This window comes from Halorubrum gandharaense (assembly GCF_054654575.1).
Map to the genome: position 1 here is coordinate 968,217 of NZ_BAAIET010000001.1, position 21,599 is coordinate 989,815.

General features: G+C 66.1%; 20 protein-coding genes. 5 read left to right on the forward strand and 15 right to left on the reverse strand.

Features of this window, described 5'->3' with window-relative positions; all coding sequences use genetic code 11:
- The 6 genes from ACYQ07_RS04575 to cas6 are packed head-to-tail and all read right to left on the reverse strand — an operon-like array spanning position 1 to position 8,148.
- On the reverse strand, positions 1-609 hold the full coding sequence (locus ACYQ07_RS04575) for a CRISPR-associated protein Cas4 (protein ID WP_459878005.1): 609 nt from the start codon (positions 607-609) through the stop codon (positions 1-3).
- Positions 606-3,272: a CRISPR-associated endonuclease Cas3'' gene (locus ACYQ07_RS04580; RefSeq protein ID WP_459878008.1), complete on the reverse strand. Its 2,667-nt coding sequence runs from the start codon at positions 3,270-3,272 to the stop codon at positions 606-608. Before ACYQ07_RS04580 ends, ACYQ07_RS04575 begins: the two co-directional genes overlap by 4 nt.
- On the reverse strand, positions 3,269-4,060 hold the full coding sequence (gene cas5b / locus ACYQ07_RS04585; RefSeq protein WP_459878011.1) for a type I-B CRISPR-associated protein Cas5b: 792 nt from the start codon (positions 4,058-4,060) through the stop codon (positions 3,269-3,271). Before cas5b ends, ACYQ07_RS04580 begins: the two co-directional genes overlap by 4 nt.
- A complete protein-coding gene (gene cas7b / locus ACYQ07_RS04590; protein WP_459878014.1) occupies positions 4,060-5,193 on the reverse strand; it encodes a type I-B CRISPR-associated protein Cas7/Csh2 in 1,134 nt (377 codons plus the stop codon). Before cas7b ends, cas5b begins: the two co-directional genes overlap by 1 nt.
- The gene (gene cas8b / locus ACYQ07_RS04595) at positions 5,186-7,339 is read right to left on the reverse strand and encodes a type I-B CRISPR-associated protein Cas8b/Csh1 (RefSeq protein WP_459878017.1); all 2,154 of its coding nucleotides are present in this window, start codon (positions 7,337-7,339) and stop codon (positions 5,186-5,188) included. The genes cas7b and cas8b overlap by 8 nt, the downstream gene beginning before the upstream one ends.
- Positions 7,336-8,148 (reverse strand): CRISPR-associated endoribonuclease Cas6, encoded by an 813-nt coding sequence (gene cas6 / locus ACYQ07_RS04600; protein WP_459878020.1) that lies wholly within the window; start codon positions 8,146-8,148, stop codon positions 7,336-7,338. The genes cas8b and cas6 overlap by 4 nt, the downstream gene beginning before the upstream one ends.
- 263 nt (positions 8,149-8,411) lie before the next feature.
- Here cas6 and ACYQ07_RS04605 point away from each other — a divergent pair, with 263 nt between their 5' ends.
- Entirely contained in the window at positions 8,412-9,077 is a 666-nt protein-coding gene (locus ACYQ07_RS04605) for a cyclase family protein (protein WP_459878023.1), read from the forward strand.
- 867 nt (positions 9,078-9,944) lie between these two features.
- On the opposite strand, the gene ACYQ07_RS04610 is transcribed toward ACYQ07_RS04605, so the two are convergent.
- Both ACYQ07_RS04610 and ribH read right to left on the reverse strand, forming a co-directional pair.
- Complete coding sequence (locus ACYQ07_RS04610; RefSeq protein WP_459878026.1) at positions 9,945-11,099, reverse strand: pyridoxal phosphate-dependent aminotransferase; 1,155 nt, start codon at positions 11,097-11,099, stop codon at positions 9,945-9,947.
- Positions 11,096-11,500: a 6,7-dimethyl-8-ribityllumazine synthase gene (ribH, locus tag ACYQ07_RS04615; RefSeq protein ID WP_459878029.1), complete on the reverse strand. Its 405-nt coding sequence runs from the start codon at positions 11,498-11,500 to the stop codon at positions 11,096-11,098. Before ribH ends, ACYQ07_RS04610 begins: the two co-directional genes overlap by 4 nt.
- Before the next feature lie 115 nt (positions 11,501-11,615).
- Between ribH and msrA the strand changes: the two genes are divergently transcribed.
- A complete protein-coding gene (gene msrA / locus ACYQ07_RS04620; protein ID WP_459878032.1) occupies positions 11,616-12,152 on the forward strand; it encodes a peptide-methionine (S)-S-oxide reductase MsrA in 537 nt (178 codons plus the stop codon).
- A gap of 152 nt (positions 12,153-12,304) precedes the next feature.
- Here msrA and ACYQ07_RS04625 read toward each other — a convergent pair whose 3' ends face one another.
- Entirely contained in the window at positions 12,305-12,589 is a 285-nt protein-coding gene (locus ACYQ07_RS04625; protein WP_459878035.1) for a DUF7545 family protein, read from the reverse strand.
- 213 nt (positions 12,590-12,802) lie between these two features.
- Positions 12,803-12,940, reverse strand: a complete 138-nt coding sequence (locus ACYQ07_RS04630; RefSeq protein ID WP_013440500.1) for a hypothetical protein — start codon at positions 12,938-12,940, stop codon at positions 12,803-12,805.
- A 53-nt stretch (positions 12,941-12,993) separates the two neighbouring features.
- On the opposite strand from ACYQ07_RS04630, the gene ACYQ07_RS04635 reads away from it, so the two are divergent.
- Positions 12,994-14,268, forward strand: coding sequence for an RNA-guided endonuclease InsQ/TnpB family protein (locus ACYQ07_RS04635; RefSeq protein WP_459878039.1), 1,275 nt, complete (start codon positions 12,994-12,996; stop codon positions 14,266-14,268).
- A 49-nt stretch (positions 14,269-14,317) separates the two neighbouring features.
- On the opposite strand, the gene ACYQ07_RS04640 is transcribed toward ACYQ07_RS04635, so the two are convergent.
- From ACYQ07_RS04640 to ACYQ07_RS04655, 4 genes are all read right to left on the reverse strand, one after another.
- A complete protein-coding gene (locus ACYQ07_RS04640) occupies positions 14,318-15,472 on the reverse strand; it encodes a metal ABC transporter permease (protein ID WP_459878042.1) in 1,155 nt (384 codons plus the stop codon).
- The gene (locus ACYQ07_RS04645) at positions 15,472-16,212 is read right to left on the reverse strand and encodes a metal ABC transporter ATP-binding protein (protein ID WP_459878045.1); all 741 of its coding nucleotides are present in this window, start codon (positions 16,210-16,212) and stop codon (positions 15,472-15,474) included. Before ACYQ07_RS04645 ends, ACYQ07_RS04640 begins: the two co-directional genes overlap by 1 nt.
- Before the next feature lie 158 nt (positions 16,213-16,370).
- Positions 16,371-18,593: a metal ABC transporter solute-binding protein, Zn/Mn family gene (locus tag ACYQ07_RS04650; protein WP_459878049.1), complete on the reverse strand. Its 2,223-nt coding sequence runs from the start codon at positions 18,591-18,593 to the stop codon at positions 16,371-16,373.
- Between the two features lie 114 nt (positions 18,594-18,707).
- Positions 18,708-19,193, reverse strand: coding sequence for a YbaK/EbsC family protein (locus tag ACYQ07_RS04655; protein WP_459878052.1), 486 nt, complete (start codon positions 19,191-19,193; stop codon positions 18,708-18,710).
- Between the two features lie 152 nt (positions 19,194-19,345).
- Between ACYQ07_RS04655 and ACYQ07_RS04660 the strand changes: the two genes are divergently transcribed.
- Both ACYQ07_RS04660 and ACYQ07_RS04665 read left to right on the forward strand, forming a co-directional pair.
- The gene (locus tag ACYQ07_RS04660) at positions 19,346-20,149 is read left to right on the forward strand and encodes a ZIP family metal transporter (protein ID WP_459878055.1); all 804 of its coding nucleotides are present in this window, start codon (positions 19,346-19,348) and stop codon (positions 20,147-20,149) included.
- 81 nt (positions 20,150-20,230) lie between these two features.
- Entirely contained in the window at positions 20,231-20,959 is a 729-nt protein-coding gene (locus ACYQ07_RS04665) for a profilin-fold protein (RefSeq protein ID WP_459878057.1), read from the forward strand.
- Positions 20,960-20,962: 3 nt separating this feature from the next.
- On the opposite strand, the gene ACYQ07_RS04670 is transcribed toward ACYQ07_RS04665, so the two are convergent.
- Positions 20,963-21,598: a CDP-alcohol phosphatidyltransferase family protein gene (locus tag ACYQ07_RS04670; protein ID WP_459878060.1), complete on the reverse strand. Its 636-nt coding sequence runs from the start codon at positions 21,596-21,598 to the stop codon at positions 20,963-20,965.
- Between the last annotated feature and the right edge of the window lies 1 nt (position 21,599).

Here is a 21,599-nt window from a genome sequence, read left to right on the forward strand (position 1 = left end):
TTAACACCAACAGAAGTCGTGATACGCACACGACGAGCAGAACGGCTTCTCCGTCGCTTCGGGTGGCGTCTCCCTCGTGACGACGCCGTGTATCCCGCGGATCGCTTTCTCGACTTTCTCGCGACGAGCGTCGTCGAGCTCGACGGGCTGGCGCCGGCGTTCGGTCGGGTGCACGAGCACGCCGTCGCGCTCGTCGTCCGCGAACTCCTCGAGGTACCAGAGGTAGTAGGACAGCTGCATCATGGCCGGCTCCTCAAGCGAGGACGAGGGTTTGATCTCGACGACTCGCCCGTCCTGCAGCAGATCGAGTGAGACCATCCCGAGCGAGAGACTCTCCCGTTCCTCCTCGTAGGCCGAATCGTCGACGTGCGTTCCACGAACCACGGAGGGGTTCTCACGGTCGATCTCCAGATGCCGACTGGCGAACCAGAGCTCGCGCTCACAGACGAAGTAGTACTGCATCATCACCCCGGTTACCCGAAAGGGGTCACCTTCGCGTTCGCCGGCGGCGGTTTTACGGAGACGGTCGACGGGGTCCGTCCCGCCAACTCCCTGGCCGCGGTCGCCGTCGTCGGGTGAATCATCGGAATCGGACCCGGATGCGGTCATAGGAGGCGTGCCTCCACGGTGTCGTCGGGCGTGACGACGCCGTCGGTCTCGTCGAAGTAGCCGGCGAACCGCTCCCTCCGGGCGTCGATGTGGAGTCGGTCGTCGCGATCGTGGATCGGCTGGCAGTGGCTGAACGTCTCCTCCTCATCGTCGTCGTACATCGGCACCGAGACCTGCAACGGCTTCAGCGAGCCGAGTTTCTCCTCGACCGTCTCCCAGTCGTGTTCGCGGTAGGCCATGCGGAGTTCGCGAACGCGGGCTGCCTCCGCTTCCGTTCGGGTGACGATCACCTCGGCGGCCGGCCGTTCGTCGATCAGCGACAGGCGCCCGAGCGTCTCGGCGTTCGCCTGCTCGACGTGGTCGACGTACTCGGGGTCACCGACGCCACGCTCGTCGAGGATCTCGAAGTACGAGTTGACGGCGGTTCGCGTCACCGTGTGCTCGTCCATCGGCGCTCCCTCGTACACGTCGGCGAGCGCGAGCGCGGCGATCTTCGTCAGACTGTCCCCGCCGTAGTCGTACACCGACGTGGACGGCGTCCGCTCGTGTCCTTCCGGCGGTTCGAGCACCCACGTCGTCACGAGTCCGGAGTCCCGGTCGAACGAGCGGTTACATCGGCCAGCCGCCTGAACGATACTGTCGAGCGGAGCGAAATCCCTGTACACGCGGTCGAAGCTCACGTCGACGCCCGCCTCGACGAGCTGCGTCGAGACGAACGTTATCGGGAGGTCCCGCTTCGTCAACTCGACGGCGACGTCGATCAGGTGTCGACGGTCGACTGGACGGTGCCGCGTCGTGAGGTGTACGAGGAGCGGTTGGTCGCCGACCCGACGGCCGACCGCTCGCTCCACCGTCGTTTCCGGTGAGACATCGGCGCTGACGCCCTCTTCATCGGGGAGTATCCCGTCGTATACGTCGTTGACCACGATCGGGTCGCTTTGCTGTACCACCGACTCGGTCAGCTCGCGAGCGCTGTCGATGGTGTTGCAGATGGAGAGAACGGACGACCCGCTGGTAGCGGCATCGACGATTTGAGCGCCGGCGGCGTCGTATCCGACGGGTTCCGGCTCGCCGTCAAGCGCAGCCTCGACGGACGGGTGAAGCGCGAACCGGACGCGGTCGAGGTCCTCGTAGTAGCGCTCGGGGTCGGGCACGAGATCCGGCGGGTCACCGTCGTCGAGGTCGGTGAACAGCTTCGGCTGCGTGGCCGTCATGGCGATCACCGTCGCGTCGTACTCCTCGACGAGCAGGCGAGCCAGTCGCTCGACGAGCGCCCACCATCGGTGTGGTAGCGCCTGCGGCTCGTCGAGCACCACGACGCTGTCGTACAGCGACGGGAGCTTCATCGACTGCACGTTTCCCGGCCCGGCAAGGCTCTCGAACAGCTGCACGAACGTCGTGACAACCATCCCAGAGCGCCAGCTCTCTCCGAGCACCGACTCCGCGTCCGCGAGGGCGTCGTCGGAGACCTCCTCGGGGTCGTTGATTTCGTCGGGCAGGGGGACGCTCGTCTCCGAGAGGTGGTGGTCGACAGTTAACACGTCGCTCTCGGCGTGATCGACGGCGAACACGTCCTCACTCTCATCGGCGACCTGGTCGATGATCGACGTGAACGGGAGCGCGTACACGATCCGACCGTTTCCGGACTTCCGGTCGAGGACAGTCAGCCCGGCATCGAGTCCGGTGAGCGTCTTCCCCAGCCCAGTCGGAAGCGTGAGCGTGGCGACGGATCCGCCGGACGCCGCGAACGACTCCGCCTGCGAGCGCGCTTCCCGTCGGGCTTTCTCCCGATCCCGGTTTAGTTCCTGTGTGCGCTCATCCACGCCCTCGCGCTCGGCGTCACGCTGGAGCGACCGTACCTTCGCGTCGATGGCCGTCCGTCTCGGAGTGGTCGCCTCGTAGGACACCGGCGAGAGATCAACCGGTTGCGTCAGGTGGCGAGCGCTCGTCTTGTCGGCGAACACGAGGCTACTCCACACCTGAAGCGCTCCGTCGTAGAACTCCGATTCGAGGGACTCCGGAGACTCGAACGAGAGTGCACGTCCCTCGAGGACGTGCTCGGCGACCGCCAGAATCTGTCCCCGTTCACGGGCATCCTCGGTCCATTCTCGGAATCCGTCCCAGGATCCCGCGCCGTCGGTTGCTCGGTCGATCAGGGCGTCAGCGACACCAGCCTCCTCCAAGTCGATGTCGTCGATCTGCTTGAACGTCTCCTCACGAAACAGACGATGGAGTGGCCCGACATCGCGTTCCGCAGTCGCCCTTCGAACGTACTCCGCCGTGTCAGGCAGCCGTCCATGGTGTCTCGCGACCGCGAGGAAGCCGACCAGCGGATCGTCACCGTCGAATCCGGCGGCCTCAAGCGCGTAATAGGCAACGAGCGCACCAAGCGGCGCGTGGTGAGACGGTCCCTCGACCGGGGGAGAACCGTCGGGCGCGTGCAGGTGCTCCTGGAACCACGTGGTGAGCTTGCCGATGTCGTGAATCCACGCGATCCGTCGACCGAGTTCGACGACCGAACTCCCGTCGGCGGTCGTGGCGTCGTCGGAAGCGACCGCGCCGACGCGCTCGGCGACATCCGCGAGGTGGACATCCAACGGAACGGGAGCGGCGTCGTCTTCCCGAATGTGCGACGGCGGAGCGTCGATATTGAGTCCGCTCAACTGAACATCACCCGGCGACCGTCGACGCGTGCTGTCTCCACGTCGTGAACGTGGACCGGTTCGCCCTCCGGCGAGTAGGCGATCGAGGTAAACTCGGTCGTGGTTCGCCCGCCGCCGTCGGTCTCCATGAAACCGGGCGATCGCTCGACTCGGACTGGTGCTTCAGGACGGAGCTCGACGTCATCGACCGCCTCAACGACGACCGACTGGACATCGACATCGGCCCGCTCGCACGGCTCGACCTGGTGGGTGCCGAGATACTCGACTTCCGCAAGGTGTTCCGACAGCCCGAGGCTCGGCGGATAGTGGCTCGTCCCCGACTCCAAGCGGCTCCGGAGCTCGTCGAACAGCGACCCGTCGGAAAGCTGGAGATCGACCCGGTACGCGGGATCGACGAGCACCTCGTAGTTGTGCTGTTGGCGAAGCTCGGTCGGGTCGGGCATCGAGACCCGCGCGTGGCCCCGCGTCGGCACCGTCTTCATGTGCTCTTTGGCCGTGGAGAGCGTGTTCTGTGGCATGTTCATCGTCCGCAACTCCGTCAGCGGCTCGATGGCGACGGCGGAACGGTCGGGCGCGAACGTGTCGTAGTAGCTGTCCCTGTCGAGGCCGAGTATCGCCGCCACGATTCCCGCGACCGTCGTCCGCGGCGGAATACGGTAGGTCTGCTTGACGATGTTTCCCTCGACGCGCCGGAAGTGCCCCCATTGACCGCGGAGCTCGAAGGAGAGGCACTCGTCGGCCTCGCCGGCGGCGTCCCCGCTCCAGTCATCGATGGAGCGTTGGCTCATCAGTCGTCCGCAGCGGCCGGCATCGTCTTCGCGGCCTCCTCGTAGACGTCGACCACGTCGACGGCGTCGTCGCCGACCGCCTCGCAGAGTGCGTCGTGGAACCCGTGGTCGCCCGCCTGCTCGCCGGCCGTCAGGCGCTCGCCGTCGACCGTCAGGTCCAGCACGTCGCTGATGGCGACGTGCACGCGCTCGATCCGGTCGCTGTGTCGGGTGAGGCGCTCGATCAGATCCGTGACATCGACGGTGAGACCGCGGACGTTCCGGATCTCCTCGACGGGCTCGGATGCAGACTCGTCGACGCCGATGTCGCGGGTGAGGCCGCCGATGTGGTACCCCTCGTCGGCGTACTCGACACGCAAGTAGAGGCGTGGCTCCTGTCCGACCTTACTCCGACTGATCGTCTGGTTCTTGATCGCCCGCCAGCAGAGCGTGTCGAGCCGCTCGACGTCCGCCGGCGACAGTTTCGTGTCGTCGGACCCGTGCTCGTCGACGAGTCCGTGGAAGGCGATGAACCCGTACTGGATGCGGTGGTCGTCGAGGTCGAAGCCGCCCTGCTCTTTGTCCTCTCCGGTCGCGATGACGCTCGTCAGGCTGTTGTACTCCTCGTTCTCATTGACCGGGTGGATCGTCTTCCCCGGCGAGAACTGCACTGGACCCGTAAAGTGGTCCGGAAGGTAGTCCTCGAATCCCGCGTAGCTCCCCTGCATGTCCATGCTCATCGTCGCGCCGAAGTAGCGCACGTCGGCGGCATCGTCGAGGAAGGCGCCGAAGACCGCCTCGCGGAGCTCCGCTTCGGCCTCGTCGTCGAGGTCGTCGAGATCCCAGTCGTCGGGATCCAACGACCTGAGACAGTTCTCCAGGAGCTCCCATCGTTGGGCCTGGTTCCCCTCCTCGCCTTTGACGTTCCGGACGTAGACGCCGTGTCCGTCGGCGTCCAGCTGGTCGCGAAGATACCGCTTGAGACGGACGTCGGTGACGATCGCCTGTTCGGTCCGGGGGTCGATGCGTGGTCGGTTCGCCCCGCTCAGGGGGTTGCCGTTGGGGTTGGCGTCGACGGCGTCGTAACAGAACACGATCTCCGAGCGGTTCTCAACGGGTTCGTACTCCTCGTCTGCGTAGGCGTGTTCACTCATCGGTGGTAGTGGTGGTGTCCGCGTCGTCGTCAGTCTGTTCGGCGTCCTCGTCGTTCGGGATCCAGTTGTTCATGCCGTAGGCGACCCCGAGCGCGTAGTAGTAGCGCAGCTCGCTCGTGTCGATGTCCCAGCCGCCTTCCGTTTCGGCGCGTGGCAACGTCGTTACGAGTTCGTCGACGACCTCCGCGTACATCGTCGAGGACATCCGGTTCTCGCGGGAGTACACGACGTTTTTGTCGAGCACGTCGCCCGCGAGACGCTCGATCTTCGAGCCCGTGACGGACTTGATCGAGTACTGGTCGACGAGCGTCGTCGACCGATTCTCCGACGACTGCTGGTAGCTGGAGACCTGCCCCACGAGGACGCCGAGCAGGAATCCCCCGCGGCGCTGTGGGTTGTCCGGCGATAGCGCCGGCGTCTCGTCGAGGAACTGTTCGAGTTTCTGCGCCCGCTTGACGGCCTTCGATCCGCCGTCCGTGCGTGCGCGTGATAGTGTATTGTCGTTCGTCATCTGAGGTTCCGCGTAGTTCGGCGCTTCCGTCAGCGATTCGTCGTCGCCCGCAAGCAGGTCCGCCGCCGCGAACGCACTCAGCTGTGCGTGTTGCATCGAGACGAACACCGACGGGAACTCCTCGTCCGCCTCCTCGATCAGCCGGTCGGCGTACTCCTCTAAGAGGCGGTCAACCGGGATCGAGCCGCCGGTGAGCGCGGCGACGAGCGCCTGGATTCGGAGGTCGTCGGCGGACACCGTGTCGTCGTCGTCCGGGTTCCCGAACGTGGTCCGGAAGTAGTTGCCGCCGGCGATAGTGCCGACCGTCGTCTCCACGTCCTGGCGCAACAGCGGCCAGTTGTCGAAGGTCGGCAGCGCCGGACGCACGTCCGGGTGCGGGAGCTGCGCCTCCTCGTCGAAGGCCCACGACTCCAGAACAGTCGTATGCTTGCGGGCCAGTTCGACCGGGTACATCAGGGAGGCGTTCAGGTCGTCCCCGAACACGTCGTACCGCTTGGTCTGGTGCTGGAGCACGGCGGCGACGTAGAACTGCAGCCGCTCGGGCTCCTGCACGCGAGTCTTTTCGTGCGTGTAGTCACGGTACATTCGCTCGACGGATGTTAATTTCTCATCATCGACAACCCGATACAGCGCACGGTAGAGTTCTCGTGCGTCCGTTGGTGTCGGCCGTCCGAAGAAGTACGGGAGATAGTAGACGTTTGACCCCAACGTGTAGTACGAGCAGGCGTCCACGAACGTCGAGGCGTTCATCAGCGTGACCGCGACATCCTCCGAGACCGGATGCGAACGCCACGCCTCGTCCGGATCCAGCCCGGGGAACTTCTCCAGCTGCTTGCCGAGGAAGTAGTTCAGCGGGTCCTCGGCGGTTCCCACTGTCGGCCCGTCACGACCGGTCACGAGGTCGGTCGCATCCCCGATGGAGTTCGTGGCCGCGTTCTTCGAGACGAGCTTCGAGCGTTTGCGCGCCTGCATCGCCGCGTTGAACACGTCGCTTCCGCACGCGCCGGGGAGCTCGTACTCTCCGTCCGGTTCGAGTTTGACTGCGACGGTTGTCAGTGCGGTCGTCGAGCCCTCGATCTGCTCGGTGACGGCGTCGACGATTGCCTCCTCGACGCCGTCCTGCTCGCCGAGCGCGGCGAGCGCCTCGATGATCCAGCCGTCCTCGTGGTCGGCGGCGGCCTCCTGAATGACCTCGTCGGCCGCCCAGTACGTGAGCCGCTGATACAGGTATTCGGCCACCTTCTCCGGCTCCTTTCCGGCTCCCGTGCGGTGTGTGATACTGTGGTCGAATCCTCGGGCGGCATCATACCAGGCGTGGGCGACCGACGCCACATCATCTCGCTGATAGCTGCGGAATACGACCGGTCGTTCGTCGTCCAGCGTCGGCTCCTCACCCGTCAGGTCAACCCGGAGGATCGCCAAACTCTCCGGCTCGCCGAACAGGTCGGTGGACTTCTCGGGTGTGAGGTAGGACGCGTAGTCGCCACCGCCGGTGGTCGCCAGCGTGTAGAGACGACCGTAGAGGTACTGGAGGTCACGAAGCGACGAGATCGGCCGGTCCGGGAGCGCGGCGGCGAGCTCCTCGTCGTCGTCGTACTCCTTGTTGAACTCCGATGGCGTGGGAAGCAGGCTCACGTGCCGTGCACCTCCGATGCCGGCTGGCCGTAGGGGTCTCGCTTCTCGGTGATGTTCATGAATCCGAGGCCGAGCGCGTTCCGCTCCCCCAGCCCGCACGACAGCGCGAGGTTGAGGTGCCGTCGGTGATGGTCGTCCCGTACCGTGTACGGCAGCCGCCACTTGCTCAACACGTACGTGAGCTCCTGGCCTTGCGTCACCTCAACCGGAACGGCAAACGTCTTGAGGAGTTCGAACTCCTCGAACAGCTCCCCGGGCCGGTCGCTGGGACCCGGCAGATGGTCGGGAGCGTGCCGACCGTGCTTGGCGTCGAGGTTCGACTCCAGCTGTGACCGGAGTGGTTCGGTCCCGTACTCCGGGCGCCAGTACGCGGCCGTGTCGCCGCCGGGATGGTCGATGCCGTAGTCCTCACAGCGCCACGGCGGAATCCGAACCAGGAGCCCGGTTCCGCTTTCGAGCACGCCGGCGCTCCCCGGTTCGCCCACGTCGGGCTCGAGCACGGAGAGGTCGTCGACAGTAAAGGGCATCTCGCCGACATTGAGCTCCGGTTCGGCTTGGAAGTCGCGCGCGACGTGTGTCAGCAACTCCTCGTCGGGCGACGCGACGAGGAGCGTGCGCTCGTCGCCCTCCTGCATGTCGCCCGGCGGAAACGGGTTCGAGAACGTGAACCCCGGCGGGTCGTTGCTGTCGTGGACCGCCTCGTACTCGGTGTCGTCGAGCGCCCGCCACATCCGCCCGCGAAGCTTGTGGTGGTAAGCGTTGTCGTAGGCGGCGTCCGCCCGCGCGGATAAACGGGCTACGATGCGCATCGCGGAATTAACGGCAAGTGTGTCTTGTTTACTATGTTCATTTCATTGCAGTTTCTCGTACTTCAGTCGGATGTATAAAATTACCCCGCGGAGCGGGGTCATCTGGAACTGTCTTTGATCTACTCTCCGTCAGGAGAGCATACTACTTCGACCTCGCATGGATTCGTCCGTAACACGTGAACACCAACTGTCTTCCTCTTTCAGGAGATCAGACCAGCGACTCCGCCCCACCTTTTAGGTCGCCGCCGGCCGACCACTCGCACATGTTCCAGGACCTCTCGCAGGTGGTCGAATCCGGCATGCCGACGTACCCCGGCGACGGCGACGTGTCGGTCTCGCGAACCGCGACCAACGAGGCCGACGGCTACGCCTCCAGCGAACTCCGGATGGGGACGCACGCGGGCACCCACGTCGACGCACCGCGGCACATGGTCGACGACGGCGGGACGATCGACGACCTCCCGGTCGGGCGGTTCGCGTTCGACGCGCTGTTGGTCGACGCCCATCCACTCGGCCCGCGCGAGGCGATTCCGGCGTCGGCGCTGCCCGCGCCCGGCGACGCGGTCGCCGCCGAGGTGGACCTGCTCGTGATTCGAACCGGGTGGGCGCCCCACTGGGGGACCGACCGCTACCGTGACCACCCGTATCTCTCCGTGGAGGCCGCCGAGCGCTGCCGGGAGTTGGAGTGCGGCGTCGCCCTCGACGCCTTCTCTCCGGACCCGACGCCGCCCGCGGACGGCGACGCGCCCGACGACGAGCCCGACGGCACCCCCGCACACGACGTGCTGCTCGGCGCCGGGCTCCCCATCGTCGAGAACCTGACCGAGCTCGGGAGTCTCCCCGACCGCTTCCGACTGTACGCCTTCCCGCTCCGGATCTACGACGGCGACGGCTCCCCGGTGCGGGCGGTCGCCGAGTGGCGGGAGTAGAAGGTGGTGTGGGGTTCGGGTGGCGGCTTATAAACGGAAGATTTGGTGGTGTGTCATTCTCCGGGCACAGGTCGAACGCTCTGATCAGTGAACGAAGACTGCTTGTTGCTTGATGCCGGGAGTGAGTGTTGCAGATCATCGCCGGCGACGTGGCATATAAACGGTCGAGAGAGTGTGACGCTCCCCTTATAAACGAGATGCGGTGCGGTGGCGCGCCCGGCGAGCGCCTGAGAAGGCGCGAGCCGGAGCGCGAGGGAGGCAGCGGGCGCCGGCGGAGCGGTTTCCCGCCGGCGTCCGTCTGCCGAGGTTGGGGAGGCGTGAGGTGCGGTTGCTGTGCCGTGCGGGGTGGGACTCAAAGGGGCAGCCGTTCCCGCCGCAGGCGGGAAACAGCGAGACGGCTCCGACCGTCTCGCCCGTGGTCCGGGAAGACGGGCGACGTAAGCACTCAAAAGGCCGGGCGGTGCGGAGAGGCCTTTTGAGCGCGCAGCGAGCGTCCCGCGAGTGTGCGAGCGGGACGATGGAAGTCGCAGCCGGCGAGCGCAGCGAGCCGGAGCGTCTTCCGGAACCCTCGACCGGAGCCGGCTGGGGCTTTGAAGATGTTCGCCGGCGCAGAACCACCGACTCACCGGATAAATTCTCCTTACAAACGAGAGACAGAACCCTCCACGTCCCACTTATAAACGCCACACCAACTCACGTAATACACCTACTCCCGATATCACTCACCGAGGATCCTGCACAGACAACTTAGCGGGGAACGGGTCTCTTATAAAGGATTCCAACGACTCAAAGGCGGTCAGACTTCAGGCCAACCCTCAAAAGGCGATGGCAGTCTCCCACCTCCGTTAAAAGGCGATCGCCGGCGCCCTACAGCAGGTCGTTCGCGACGAGGCGGTCGACGGCCTCTCGGAGTCGCTCCTCGCTGGCGGCGTAGGAGATCCGGGCGTGCCCGTCGGCGTTGAACGCGCTGCCGGGGACGCAGGCGACGGAGGCCTGCTCGATGGCGCGGGTACACCAGTCCTTGTCGTCGTCGTCCACCGGGATCATCATGTAGAAGGCGCCGTCGCCGACGTCCACGTCGACGCCGTGCTCGTCGAACAGGTCGACGAGGAGGTCACGACGCTCGCGGAAGGCGTCGCGCATCTCGGTGACGGACTCCTCGGTGTTCTCCAGCGCCTCGACGCCGGCCTGCTGGACGAAGTTGGTCGCACACGAGACGGAGTGCGAGTGGAGCTTGCCGGCCTCCCCGACGAACTCCTCGGTGGCGTGGAGGTAGCCGAGCCGCCAGCCGGTCATCGAGTACGCCTTCGAGAAGCCGTTGATCGTGATCGTCCGGTCGGCCATTCCGTCGAGGCTCGCAAGCGAGGTCGGCTCGACGCCGTAGGTGATCCGCTCGTAGATCTCGTCGGAGATGACGGCCACGTCGTGCTCGACGGCGAGGTCGCGGACGCCTTCGAGTGCCGTCTCGGAGAAGACGGCGCCGGTGGGGTTCGACGGGGAGTTGACGACGAGCAGCTCGGTGTCGTCGGAGACGGCCTCGCCGAGTTCGTCGAGAGCGGGCTCCAGCTGGAAGCCGTGGGGCGCGAGGTCGACGCGGGAGAGCTCGCCGCCGGCGAGCTTCGCCATCGCCTCGTAGGAGACCCACGCGGGGTCCAGCAGGACGACCTCGTCGCCGTCGTCGATCAGCGTCTGGAACGTCTCGTACAGCGCCTGCTTGCCGCCGGGGGTGACGATCACCTCGTCGGCGTCGGCGTCGACGCCGTTGTCGCGGAGCTTCGCGGCGATCGCCTCTCGGAGTGCGGGAATCCCGTTCGAGGAGGTGTAGCCGGTGTGGCCCGCGTCGAGCGCGGCCTTGCCGGCCTCGACGACGTTTTCCGGCGTGTCGAAGTCCGGTTCGCCGACCGAGAGGTCGATCACGTCGGCGCCCTCGGCCTTCTTCTCGGCGGCGAGGTTGGAGATCGCCAGCGTCGCGCTGGGGGCTACACGTCCGATTCGGTCTGAAAAGTCGTATGCGTCGCTCATTGAAGTTCCTCCGCGAGGTCGATCGCGGCGTCGACCGCGTCCGCACCCTTGTCGATCCGCTCGCGTGCCTCGGCGCCGGACATTCCCGGGCCGCTCACGCCGAAGGTGACGGGCGTGTCGCGGTCGAGGCTCACGTCCGTCAGCTTCGCGGCGGTCGCGTCGGCGATGACGCGGTCGTGTTCGGTGTCGCCGGTGACGATGGCGCCCACGACGGCCACGGCGTCGATCCCGTCGCGCCGTGCGAGCCGGTCGGCAGCCAGCGGGCTGTCGTACGCGCCCGGCACGGCGAGTTCGTCGGCGATCACGGCGTCGCGCTCGGCGGCCGCCTCGCGGGCGGCCTCGGCCATCGGTGCCGTGACGCGCTCGTTGAACTGCGCCACCACCAGTCCCAGCGTTACCATAAGCGTTCCTCGCTCGGGCGTGGTGAAAGATGTACCGTTCGCTGGCAAGGTTGCCGGCCGACGACCGCCAGCAGTCGCCGACGCGCCTTTATCCGGGCACCACCAACGCTGCAACATGAGCGAAACCGAAACCGCGACGCTCGGCGGCGGCTGTTTCTGGTGTACCGAGGCGGCCTTCGAGGAGGTGCCCGGCGTCCGCGATGTCACGTCCGGCTACGCCGGTGGCCATACCGAGGATCCGACCTACCGGGAAGTCTGCTCCGGCGAGACGGGACACGCGGAGGTCATCCAAGTGGAGTACGACCCCGACGAACTCTCGTACGCCGACATCCTGAAGGTGTTTTTCACCGTCCACGACCCGACACAGCTCAACCGGCAGGGCCCCGACGTAGGGAGCCAGTACCGGTCGATCATTCTCACCCACAACGAGGAGCAGGCGCGCGTCGCCCGCGAGTACGTCGAGGGGCTCGAAGACGAGGACGTGTACGACGACGAAATCGTCACGGAGATCGAGCCGCTGGAGACGTTCCACCGGGCGGAGGAGAAACACCAGAACTACTACGAGAAGAACCCCGGCGACGCCTACTGCACGTTCCACGCGGACCCGAAGATCGAGAAGGTGCGGAAGCAGTTTGCGGCCGCGGGGGAGTAGCGGGTCGACCGGAGGGACGCCCGCGATCAGCGGAATTTCTCAAAAAGGTGGCTCCCCTCAGGGGACACCGTCCGCGGACTGTGGCGCTCGCCGTCGTCGGTCGCACCGCTCGGCGGTCTTTTAAAAGGGGAGAAACGTCGCGAGGTGGCTGGTTAGTGCGAGTGGCCGATCGCTTCCTGCAGGGAGACGCCGAAGCGCTCCTCGAACAGTCGCTCGGCGGTCTCGTTCATCTCCGCGATGTCGGCGGGCACCTCGCCCTCGCTGTGGTGGACGAGTGCGTGCGCCTGCTGTGCCATCGCCTGCAGCACGACGTCGGTGAGCACCTTCGTCGGCTCCTCGCCCTCCTCGGCCATCGTGTCCACGAGGCCTGCAGGAAGTTCGACGGTGTCCTCGTCGCCGTCCGGTCCGGTCACGGTGTAGGTCTCGGTGTCTGCCATAGTCGTGAGTGTCGTTGGCGCCTTAAGGGTCTGTGGAAACGGGGCGAAACTGGCGCTCGCCGGCGGGCGCTTGGTGGGGTTGGGGGCTCGCGGTTTCACCGCTCGCTTTCGGGGCCTCACTTCGTTCGGCCCCGCTACCTGAATCAAGGAGAGAGTCCCGCCCTTTAGGCGGGCGTGAATCCGACACTCTACTTCACGGACCACGCCCGATGCTCACTCTGGGGTATCCTCCCTAACTTTCTTCTCGCCTTCGAGAAGCAGCCCCTTCCACGTCAATCCACGATGCTTCTTCAGTTCCTTCAATCGCTCGTACTGTTCATCGTCATCGAACTCGATACGGACTTCGACCATATTGTAACACATAGAACACACTTTTATGTGTGTTCCGATACAACCCGTAGTTGATGAAGCGAGCCAACACATTCGAAGTGATTCCCCAGTCCGACGAGGACGAGGAGTTGCTTCGACGTCTGTTGGACGCTTCTGCCGCTCTCTGGAACGAAATCAACTACGAACGCCGCGAGAACTACGCAGACCCAGACGGCGACGTGTGGGACATCAGCGAGTATCGCGGTCGCTACGGCGGAACACTCGGCGCATCCACGGTTCAGCAACTCGAACGAAAGAATCGCGAAGCGTGGAAATCGTTCTTCAGCCTCAAAAAGAAGGGTGAAGCCAACGGCAAGCCCGGATTCTGGGGTAACGCAGATGAGGGGCGAGAACTCCGCACGTATATCCGAAACACATCGTACTCGGTCGAGTGGGGTGAATACTCCCGACTCGAAATCCTCGTTGGCAAAGACCTAAAAAACGAGTACGGGCTTGGACACTGCGAACGTCTCCGACTCGAAGTTCGAGGCAACCCCAACTGGAAGGGGTACGAGAAGCAGGGGCGGTTAGAGTTCTTCTACGACGAGCAAGCACAGACGTTCAGGGCCTTTCAGCCAGTCACTATTGATGATTCTCGACTGGCACAACCACTGGCTTCGGAAGAAGCCGCTCTGGACATCGGTGCGAACAATCTCGTCGCCTGCACAACCACGACCGGCCAGCAACTCCTGTACGAAGGGCGCGAGCTGTTCAAACGATTCCGCGAAACGACGCGAGAAATCGCCCGGCTCCAGTCGCTTTTGGAGGACGGTCGATACAGTAGTCATCGCATCCGACGCCTGTACGACCGGCGTACTAAGAGACGTGACCACGCCCAAGACGCACTCGCAAGAGACCTTATCGAACGCCTGTACGATGAGGGGGTTGAGACAGTGTACGTCGGGGCGTTGACGGATGTACTGGAAACCCACTGGTCGGTGGAGACGAACGCGAAGACGCACAACTTCTGGGCGTTCAGGGCGTTCGTGAATCGACTGGCGTGTACCGCCGAGGAGTACGGTATCTCGGTGGAAGTACGGTCGGAAGCGTGGACAAGTCAAGAGTGTCCCAACTGTGGTTCGACAGAGGACACGACGCGCCACCGGGACACGCTGACGTGTCCGTGTGGGTTCGAGGGTCACGCAGACCTCACAGCGTCGGAAACGTTCTTGAGACGGCAGACGACGGTAACACGGTCGATGGCACGGCCTGTATGCCTCAAGTGGGACGACCATTCATGGTCAGAGTCACCACGCTCAGTTCTCAACGAGGAGCATACGAACCCGCAAGTTGCCTCCGTGGGTCGGTAAACAATACCCCCAGCGAGAGGAAACCTCGCCGTTCATGGCGAGGAGGATGTCATCCGTGCGTCGAGATCGCCTTCACCGAGAAGCCCGAGAGGGCAATGGCGCCGAGGTAGAGGGCGATCGCGGCGACCACGATGGAACCCCCGGAGGGGAGCCCCTGGCTGATCGAGAAGGCGAAGCCGACGATCACCGAAATCTGCCCGAAGATCACGGAGAGGTACATCGTCTCCCGGAAGCTCCGAGCGAGCTGCGAGGCGGCGGCCACTGGCACGACGATCATCGCGGCCACGAGGATGACGCCGAGCACCTGCATCGCGCCGACGACGACCACCGCCGTCATCACGATCAGCAGCGTGTTGTAGCCGGTGACGTTGAGTCGGGCGACGCGGGCCGCCTGCTCGTCGAACGTGATGAACAGCAGCTGCTTGTATGTCAACGCGATGGCAACGACGACGACCAGCGAGAGCGCGGCCATCAGCCGCGCGCCGAACGGCGAGACGATCGCCAAGTTTCCGAACAGGTACCCCTCGATGTTGATCGCCGTCAGCCCGCGCCCGTAGCTGATGATCAGGGTCCCAACGGCGAAGCTCCCGGAGAGCATGATCGCGATGGGAACGTCGCCGTAGCTGTTCGTCCGTTCCGTGAGCCACTGGACGGCGAGCGCGCCGACCACGGCGACGACGAGCGCGGTGACGAGCAGCGATCCGTCCCACCCCGTCACCGCGTTGAACAGCAGGCCGATGGCGACGCCGGCGAACGCGGTGTGTGCGAGCGTCTCGCCGATCAGCGCCATCTCGCGGTGAACGAGGAAGGACCCGACAAGCGGCGCGACGATGCCGATGAACACGCCGGTGGCCATCGACTGCCACATGATCGGGTGCTGGAACACGTTCGTCCCGAGATAGAAGTCCATCACCAGTCCGGCGGTCCGGAACGAGGCGTACAGGTCGGCGGCGATCGGCAGCTCCCGTGCCCAGTAGAGCAGCACGAACGCGAGCATCACCGTCGCGAGGACGCCGGTAAGCCCGATGCCGACGAGCTCGGCCGTCCGGCGGAGGTCCCGGGTGTCGGACTCCGTGGCGCGTTCGGACTCGTCCTCGGCGACGCCGCTTGCAGAACCGTCGACAGTGCCTGTCGAGCCGTCTGCCCGGGCAGCGTCGTCGTTCCCGGTGTCGTCGTTCCCGGTGGTGGTGCGGTCGTCGCTCATCAGTGGTGGTGGTGGACGACCTGACCGGTCGCGCCGTAGGCTTCCTCGAGGGCGTCGCTTTCCACGAACGACTCGGTGTCGCCGTGGTGGAACAGTTCGGTGTTGACGCAGGCGATATGGTCCGCACGGTCGGTGACGACGCCGATGTCGTGCTCGATGAGGATGATCGTGATCCCGCGGTCGTTGAGGTCGTCGAGCAACGCGTAGAACGCGTCCCGGGATTCAGCGTCGACGCCGACGGTCGGCTCGTCGAGCGCGAGCAGGTCGGCCTCCGACGCGAGCGCGCGGGCGATGTACGCCCGCTGTTTCTGGCCGCCTGAGAGCTCGTTGACGAGGCGGTCGGCGAGCGGCTCGATGCCGACCGTCTCGATCGCGTCCTCGACGATGCGCTTGTCGGCCTCGCTCAGCTGTGAGTGGCCGGCGTGCGCGAACCGCCCCATCGTCACACATTCGCGAACGGTGACGGGCATCGTCCCGCCGCGGTTGGTCGCCTGCTGTGAGACGTAGCCGATCCGGCCGCCGTCGTCGAACTCGTCGACGGACTCGCCGAACAGCTCGACGGTTCCGGAGTCGGGCGTGTGGAGTCCCAACATCAGATGGAGCAGCGTCGTCTTTCCGGAGCCGTTCGGTCCCACGAGCCCGAGAAAGTCCCCGGACTCGACGGTGAGAGAGACGTCTCTGACGGCGACCGTGTCGCCGTACGCGAACGTGACGTCCTCCAACTCGACTACGGTGCTCACTGTCGTTGGTCCTCTTCGGTCGTGGGGACGTTTAGCTCTTGTAGTTCGCTCATGGGTGCGTGGGGGCGTCACAGGGTGATGCGGGAGTGGGAGGGCCGGCGTATCAGCGGTGGTGGACGGTCGGCTGGCTCGCAGGACGTTCGGCGCGGGCTCGGTGCCTACTCGCCGCCGAGCGCGCGGCGGAACGCGGGAACGTTGACCTCCAACATCTGGTCGACGTAGCCGTACCCCTCCTCGTTCCACGCTTGGGTCGTCCCTTCGGCGGGCGTAACGGCGAGCACCTCGGTGGCGTCGCTGTTCTCGACGATCGCCTCGGCGAGGGTCGGGTCCTCGAAGCGGTCGTACAGCACCACGTCGATGTCGTGCTCGTTCACGAACTCGATCGTGTCGGCGATGTCGTTCTGGCTCGGCTCGTCGTGCGGCGAGACGCCCACGGGCGAGTGGAGGTCGAACCCGTACCGCTCCTCGAGGTACTGGAAGGAGTCGTGGCCGGCAAGCACCCCCACGTCGCGGGGTGCGTCGGCGACCGCCTCCTCGAAGGCGGCGTCGATCTCGTCGAGCTCCGCGTGGTACGCCTCGGCGTTGTCGGCGTATGCCTCGGCGTTGTCGGGGTCGAGCTCCGCGAAGGCGTCGGCGATGTTGTCGACCACGTCCTTCGCGAGCACGGGGTCGACCCAGACGTGCGGGTCGAAGAAGCCGTGGTCGTGTTCGCCCGCTTCACCCTCCGGAACCACCGACACCGCCAGCGGGGGCGCCTCCCAGTCGGCGTGGTCGTCGTGGTAGAGCTGGAAGACGAGCTCCGTGCTCCCTTCCTCCTCGCCGGTGACGTGGATGTGGTCGCCGTGGCTCTCGATGGAGACGTTCTCGTCCGCGTCGTCGGCGACGCGGGCGTTGAGCTGGTACTCCTCGTCCTCGCCGAGGTGGATGTGGTCGCCGTCCTCGTCGACGAACTCGGCGCCGAGCGAGAGGTAATCGTCGACCTCGACATCGGGGAGCCCGCCGTGCCAGTGGTCGCCGTGCACGTCGGCGATGACCTCGTCGGTGTCCCGGTTGATGATGTCCAGCTCACCGACGTGGGCGTGACCGTGGTCGTCGCGCTCGTCGTGCTCGTCCTCATGTCCGTCCTCTCCGTCCGCGTGTTCGTCACCGACATCGACCTCGAGCGCCGGCGACTCCCAGTCGACGTGGTCGTCGTGAACGATCTGGAAGACGACGTCGACGTGGCCGTGGTGCTCGCCGTGGACGTGAACGTGGTCGCCGTGTGAGTCGAACGAGACGACGTCGTCGTCCTCGCCGTCCGCGACGCGGGCGTCGAGCTGGTACTCCTCGTCCTCGCCGAAGTGGACGTGGTCGCCGTCCTCCGTCTCGGCGTGTGCGCCGAGCGAGAGGTAGTCGTCCTCGGCGATTGCGGGAAGGCTGCCGTGCCAGTGGTCGCCGTCGACGGAGGCGGCGACCTCGTCGTCGCTCCGGTCGATCAGCTCGAACTCCTCGACGTGAAGGTCGTGGTCGCCGTGGTCGTGCTCTTCCTCGCCGTGGTCGTGACCGTCGCCGACGTCGAGATCGAGCGGCGGCGACTCCCAGTCGGCGTGGTCGTCGTGGTAGAGCTGGAAGACGAGCGCGGTGTGGCCCTCCTCCTCGCCGGTGACGTGGATGTGGTCGCCGTGGCTCTCGATGGAGACGATGTCGTCCGCATCGTCGGCGACGCGAGCGTTGAGCTGGTACTCCTCGTTCTCGCCGAGGTGGATCTGGTCGCCGTGGTCGTCGGTGAACTCGGCGCCGAGCGAGAGATAGTCGCCCTCCTCGACGTCGGGCAGGCTCCCGTGCCAGTGGTCGCCGTGCACGTCGGCGACGACTTCGTCGTGGCCCCGGTCGATGATCTCCAGCTCCTCGACGTGCGCGTGGCCGTGGTCGTCGTGGTCGTCGTAATCGTCGTCGTGGTCGTGATCATCCTCGTGGCCGTGCCCATCACCAGCGTCCCAGTCGAGGAAGTCGTCTTCCATCCCCTCGAGGCCGTTGATGACGGCGATATCGTCGTAGTCGGATTCGAGCGAGTCGGCGAGGTCCTGTGCCCACGAGAACTCCGGCGTGTCGAGATAGACGAACGCGTCCGTGGCGGCGACGTCAGCGGTGAGGTCGCCGTGTGGCTCCCAGCCGTGGCCCATCTGTCCGACTTCGACGGGGTTCTCGAAATCGGCGTGGTCGCCGGCGATCTGGTTCGTCCAGTCCGCGAGCGAGAAGAAGGCGGCGTACCCGCTGTCGAACTCGCCGACGGCCTCTTCCGCCTGGTCGATTGCGTCCGAACAGCCGGCGAGACCGGCGGCGGTTCCCGTCCCGAGGAGCGCGGCGCTCCGCTTCAAAAGGGTGCGACGTGATTGGCTCATACACGTATTCAGCGCGGGTTAACACAAAAGGATTGTTATTTACTAAATCTAAGTTAATAACTCTCCCTACTTCTCGGGTGGGGTCTTAACAACCAGGCCTCGGAGGGGTCAGCCTCACTCCGTGAGGTCGACGACGGTCGCGCCGGCGAGCTCCGCGAGGCGATCGGGGGCGATCGCGAACATCGAACTCGGCGTGCCCGCGGCGCCGTACACCGTCTCGTACGTCTCAAGTCGGGGATCGAGCACCGTCGGGAGGTCGCGATCATGGCAGATCGGCGGGACGCCGCCGATCGACCAGCCGACCTCCTCCCGGATCTCCTCGGGGTCGCCCATCGACGCGGAATCGGCGCCGAAGTGGTCTGCGACTGCGTCGAGGTCGAGCCGGTTCGCGCCGCTCGTGATCGCGGCGACGAGCTCGCCGTCGCGGTCGCCCCCTTCGAGCTCGACGATGATCGTCGAAGCGATCGCGGCCGTCTCACAGCCCACCGCGTCGGCGGCTGCGGCCGCCGTCTTCGTCCCCTCGTCGAACTCCACCACGTCCGGGTCGAGGTCGTAGCGTTCCCGGGCCGTCTCCGCGAACTCGCTCGCGCGTGCGTGCATGGGCCGGCTGTCGGCTTGCTGCCTCATAAAGTCGGAGTCACCGGCGACGGTTGCGACGAGGACGCTGGAAGTCGGCTTGGCTCCGGCTCGTTGCCGGGGTCGCCGCCACGGCCGGCAAACAGCTACTTCCGCGTCGCGACCAAGCGTCGGACATGGATGGGACGGCGGCGCTCCTGTTGGTGTTTCTCGCGGGACTCGTCACCTGTCTAGCGACCGGCCTCGGCGCGCTCCCCTTCTTTTTCGTCGAGGAGCTTTCGGCGCGCACGACGGTCGCGATGTGGGGTGTCGCTGCCGGGATCATGAGCGCCGCCTCGGTGTTCGGGCTCGTCTTCGAGGGGCTGGTGTGGGGGACGCCCGCGGAGCTCGGCGTCGGCCTGCTCGTCGGCGCGGCGGTGGTCGTCGCCGGCCAGCGGCTTCTCGACGGCCGCGACCTCTCGCCGGCACAGTACGAGGCGGCCGACTTCCGGACGCTCGTGCTCGTGCTCGGCGTGCTCACGGTCCACTCGTTTCCGGAGGGGGTCGCCGTCGGCGTCGCGTTCGCCGAGCTCGGCCTCGTGGAGGGTGTCGACCCGATCGGCCTCGGGTTCGGCGTGCCGGTGCTCGCCGTCTTCATGACCGTCGCCATCGCGATCCAGAACGTCCCCGAGGGGGTCGCCGTCTCCATCCCGCTCCACGACATGGGCGCGTCCCGCGCGAAGATGGTGTGGTGGGCGGTGTTCTCCAGTCTCCCGCAGCCGGTCGCCGCCGTCGTCGCCTTCCAGTTCGTGCGCGCGGCGGAGACGCTGCTCCCGGTCGGATTCGGCTTCGCCGCCGGCGCCATGCTGTACCTCGTGGTCGACGAGCTGATCCCCGAAGCGCGCGAGCGCGGCGCGTCGCTTCCCGACGGCGGCACTCGCGCGCTGGTCGCCGGGTTTGCTGGCGGGGTGGGGATCATGGTGCCGCTGTTGTTCGTGTGAGGGTTCGTGTGGGGGCCGGTGGCGTCTTCGCACCACCACCGCTCCGGTGAGGTTAACCGCACGGGACGCCGGTGTTCGGTCGTGACTACGCTTGCCGATCTCGATCTCGACGTGGCCGACGCGGACGCGGTCGCCGCGCGCCGCGACGAGGTCGTCGAGGCGGTCCGCGACCACGCCGGCGAGATCGCCTACGCGCTCGCTCGGCTCCAGGGCGGCGACTACGGCCGACAGGAGCTCTCGACGGCCGGCGGCACGTGGACGGTCAAACACGAGGCCGGCGCGCTGGAGTTCCTGCTGTTCTCCCCGAAATCCGGGTCGGACACGTACGTCGTCTCGACCAAACAGCCGCCCGACCCGCAGGACCTCGCGACGGCGCTCAAGGACTATTCCAACTTCGTCGAGGCGTGGAACGACTACGTCGCCTCGCTGTCGGGAGTCCTCGACGACGTGGAAACGGACTTTCCGGAGCCCGCCTCGACCGCGGACGCGGTCGCGGAGCGCGACCGCGTGCTCGATGCGGTTCGGGACGCGTGCTCGGTCATTGCGGGTGAGCTCTACCGGTACGAGGCCGACGACTACGGCTCCTTCACCGCTCGTGTTGACGGCGTTCGGTGGGAGCTGAAGTGGGAAGAGGGGTCGGTCTCGTACCTCCGGGCGGGTGGGAGCGGCGGCGTCTACCTGCTCTCACAGTATGAGGACCCCTCCGCGCCCGACGTGCGCGAACTCGCCGAGCCGTTCCGCGGGTTCATCGAGGCGTACAACGAGCACGTCGCGGAGCTGGAAAGCGACCTCGCAAGCGTCGAGCTGTAGCGCTCAGCGGTTCTCGTCGGCGCGCTCTCGCTCCGCTAACTCCCCCCACGCCCAGTAGAACCGCTGGAGCGCGGTGATGTGGCTCAACACGACGAGGACGACGAGCCCCCACTCGACAACGGTGAAGCCGTAGATCGGGGGATTGGCGAACGCCGCGACGATGCTGACGCCCCCGACGAACGCGAGGATGTCCGCGCGCCCGAGCACCCCGCCGTAGATCCGGCCGAGGTCGAGCGCGTGCCCCTGCGTCCCGAGATACGCCGTGAGGAGCACCCCGGCCAGTACCGCCATGCCGAGGACGGGGCGGTCGGCGCCGAGCGCGAAGCCGGCGAGGATCACCACGTCGCCGTAGCGGTCGAGGACGTGGTCGAGGAAGTCCCCGGAGTCGGCGGCGAGTCCGGTCTCGCGGGCGAGCGCGCCGTCGAGCACGTCCAGGAACCCGGTGAACAGGACGAGGGTGGCGCCGACCAGGTACCACGTGGGCGCGTCGCCGGCGAGATACAGCGCGTATCCCGCAAGGGCGGCGACGACGACCGAGAACGTCGTCACCATGTTCGGCGTGACGCCGAGCCGGTCGGCGCCGGCGACGAACGGCCGGATCGCCTTGCTCGCGAGCGGCCGGAGTTTGTCCAGCGTCATG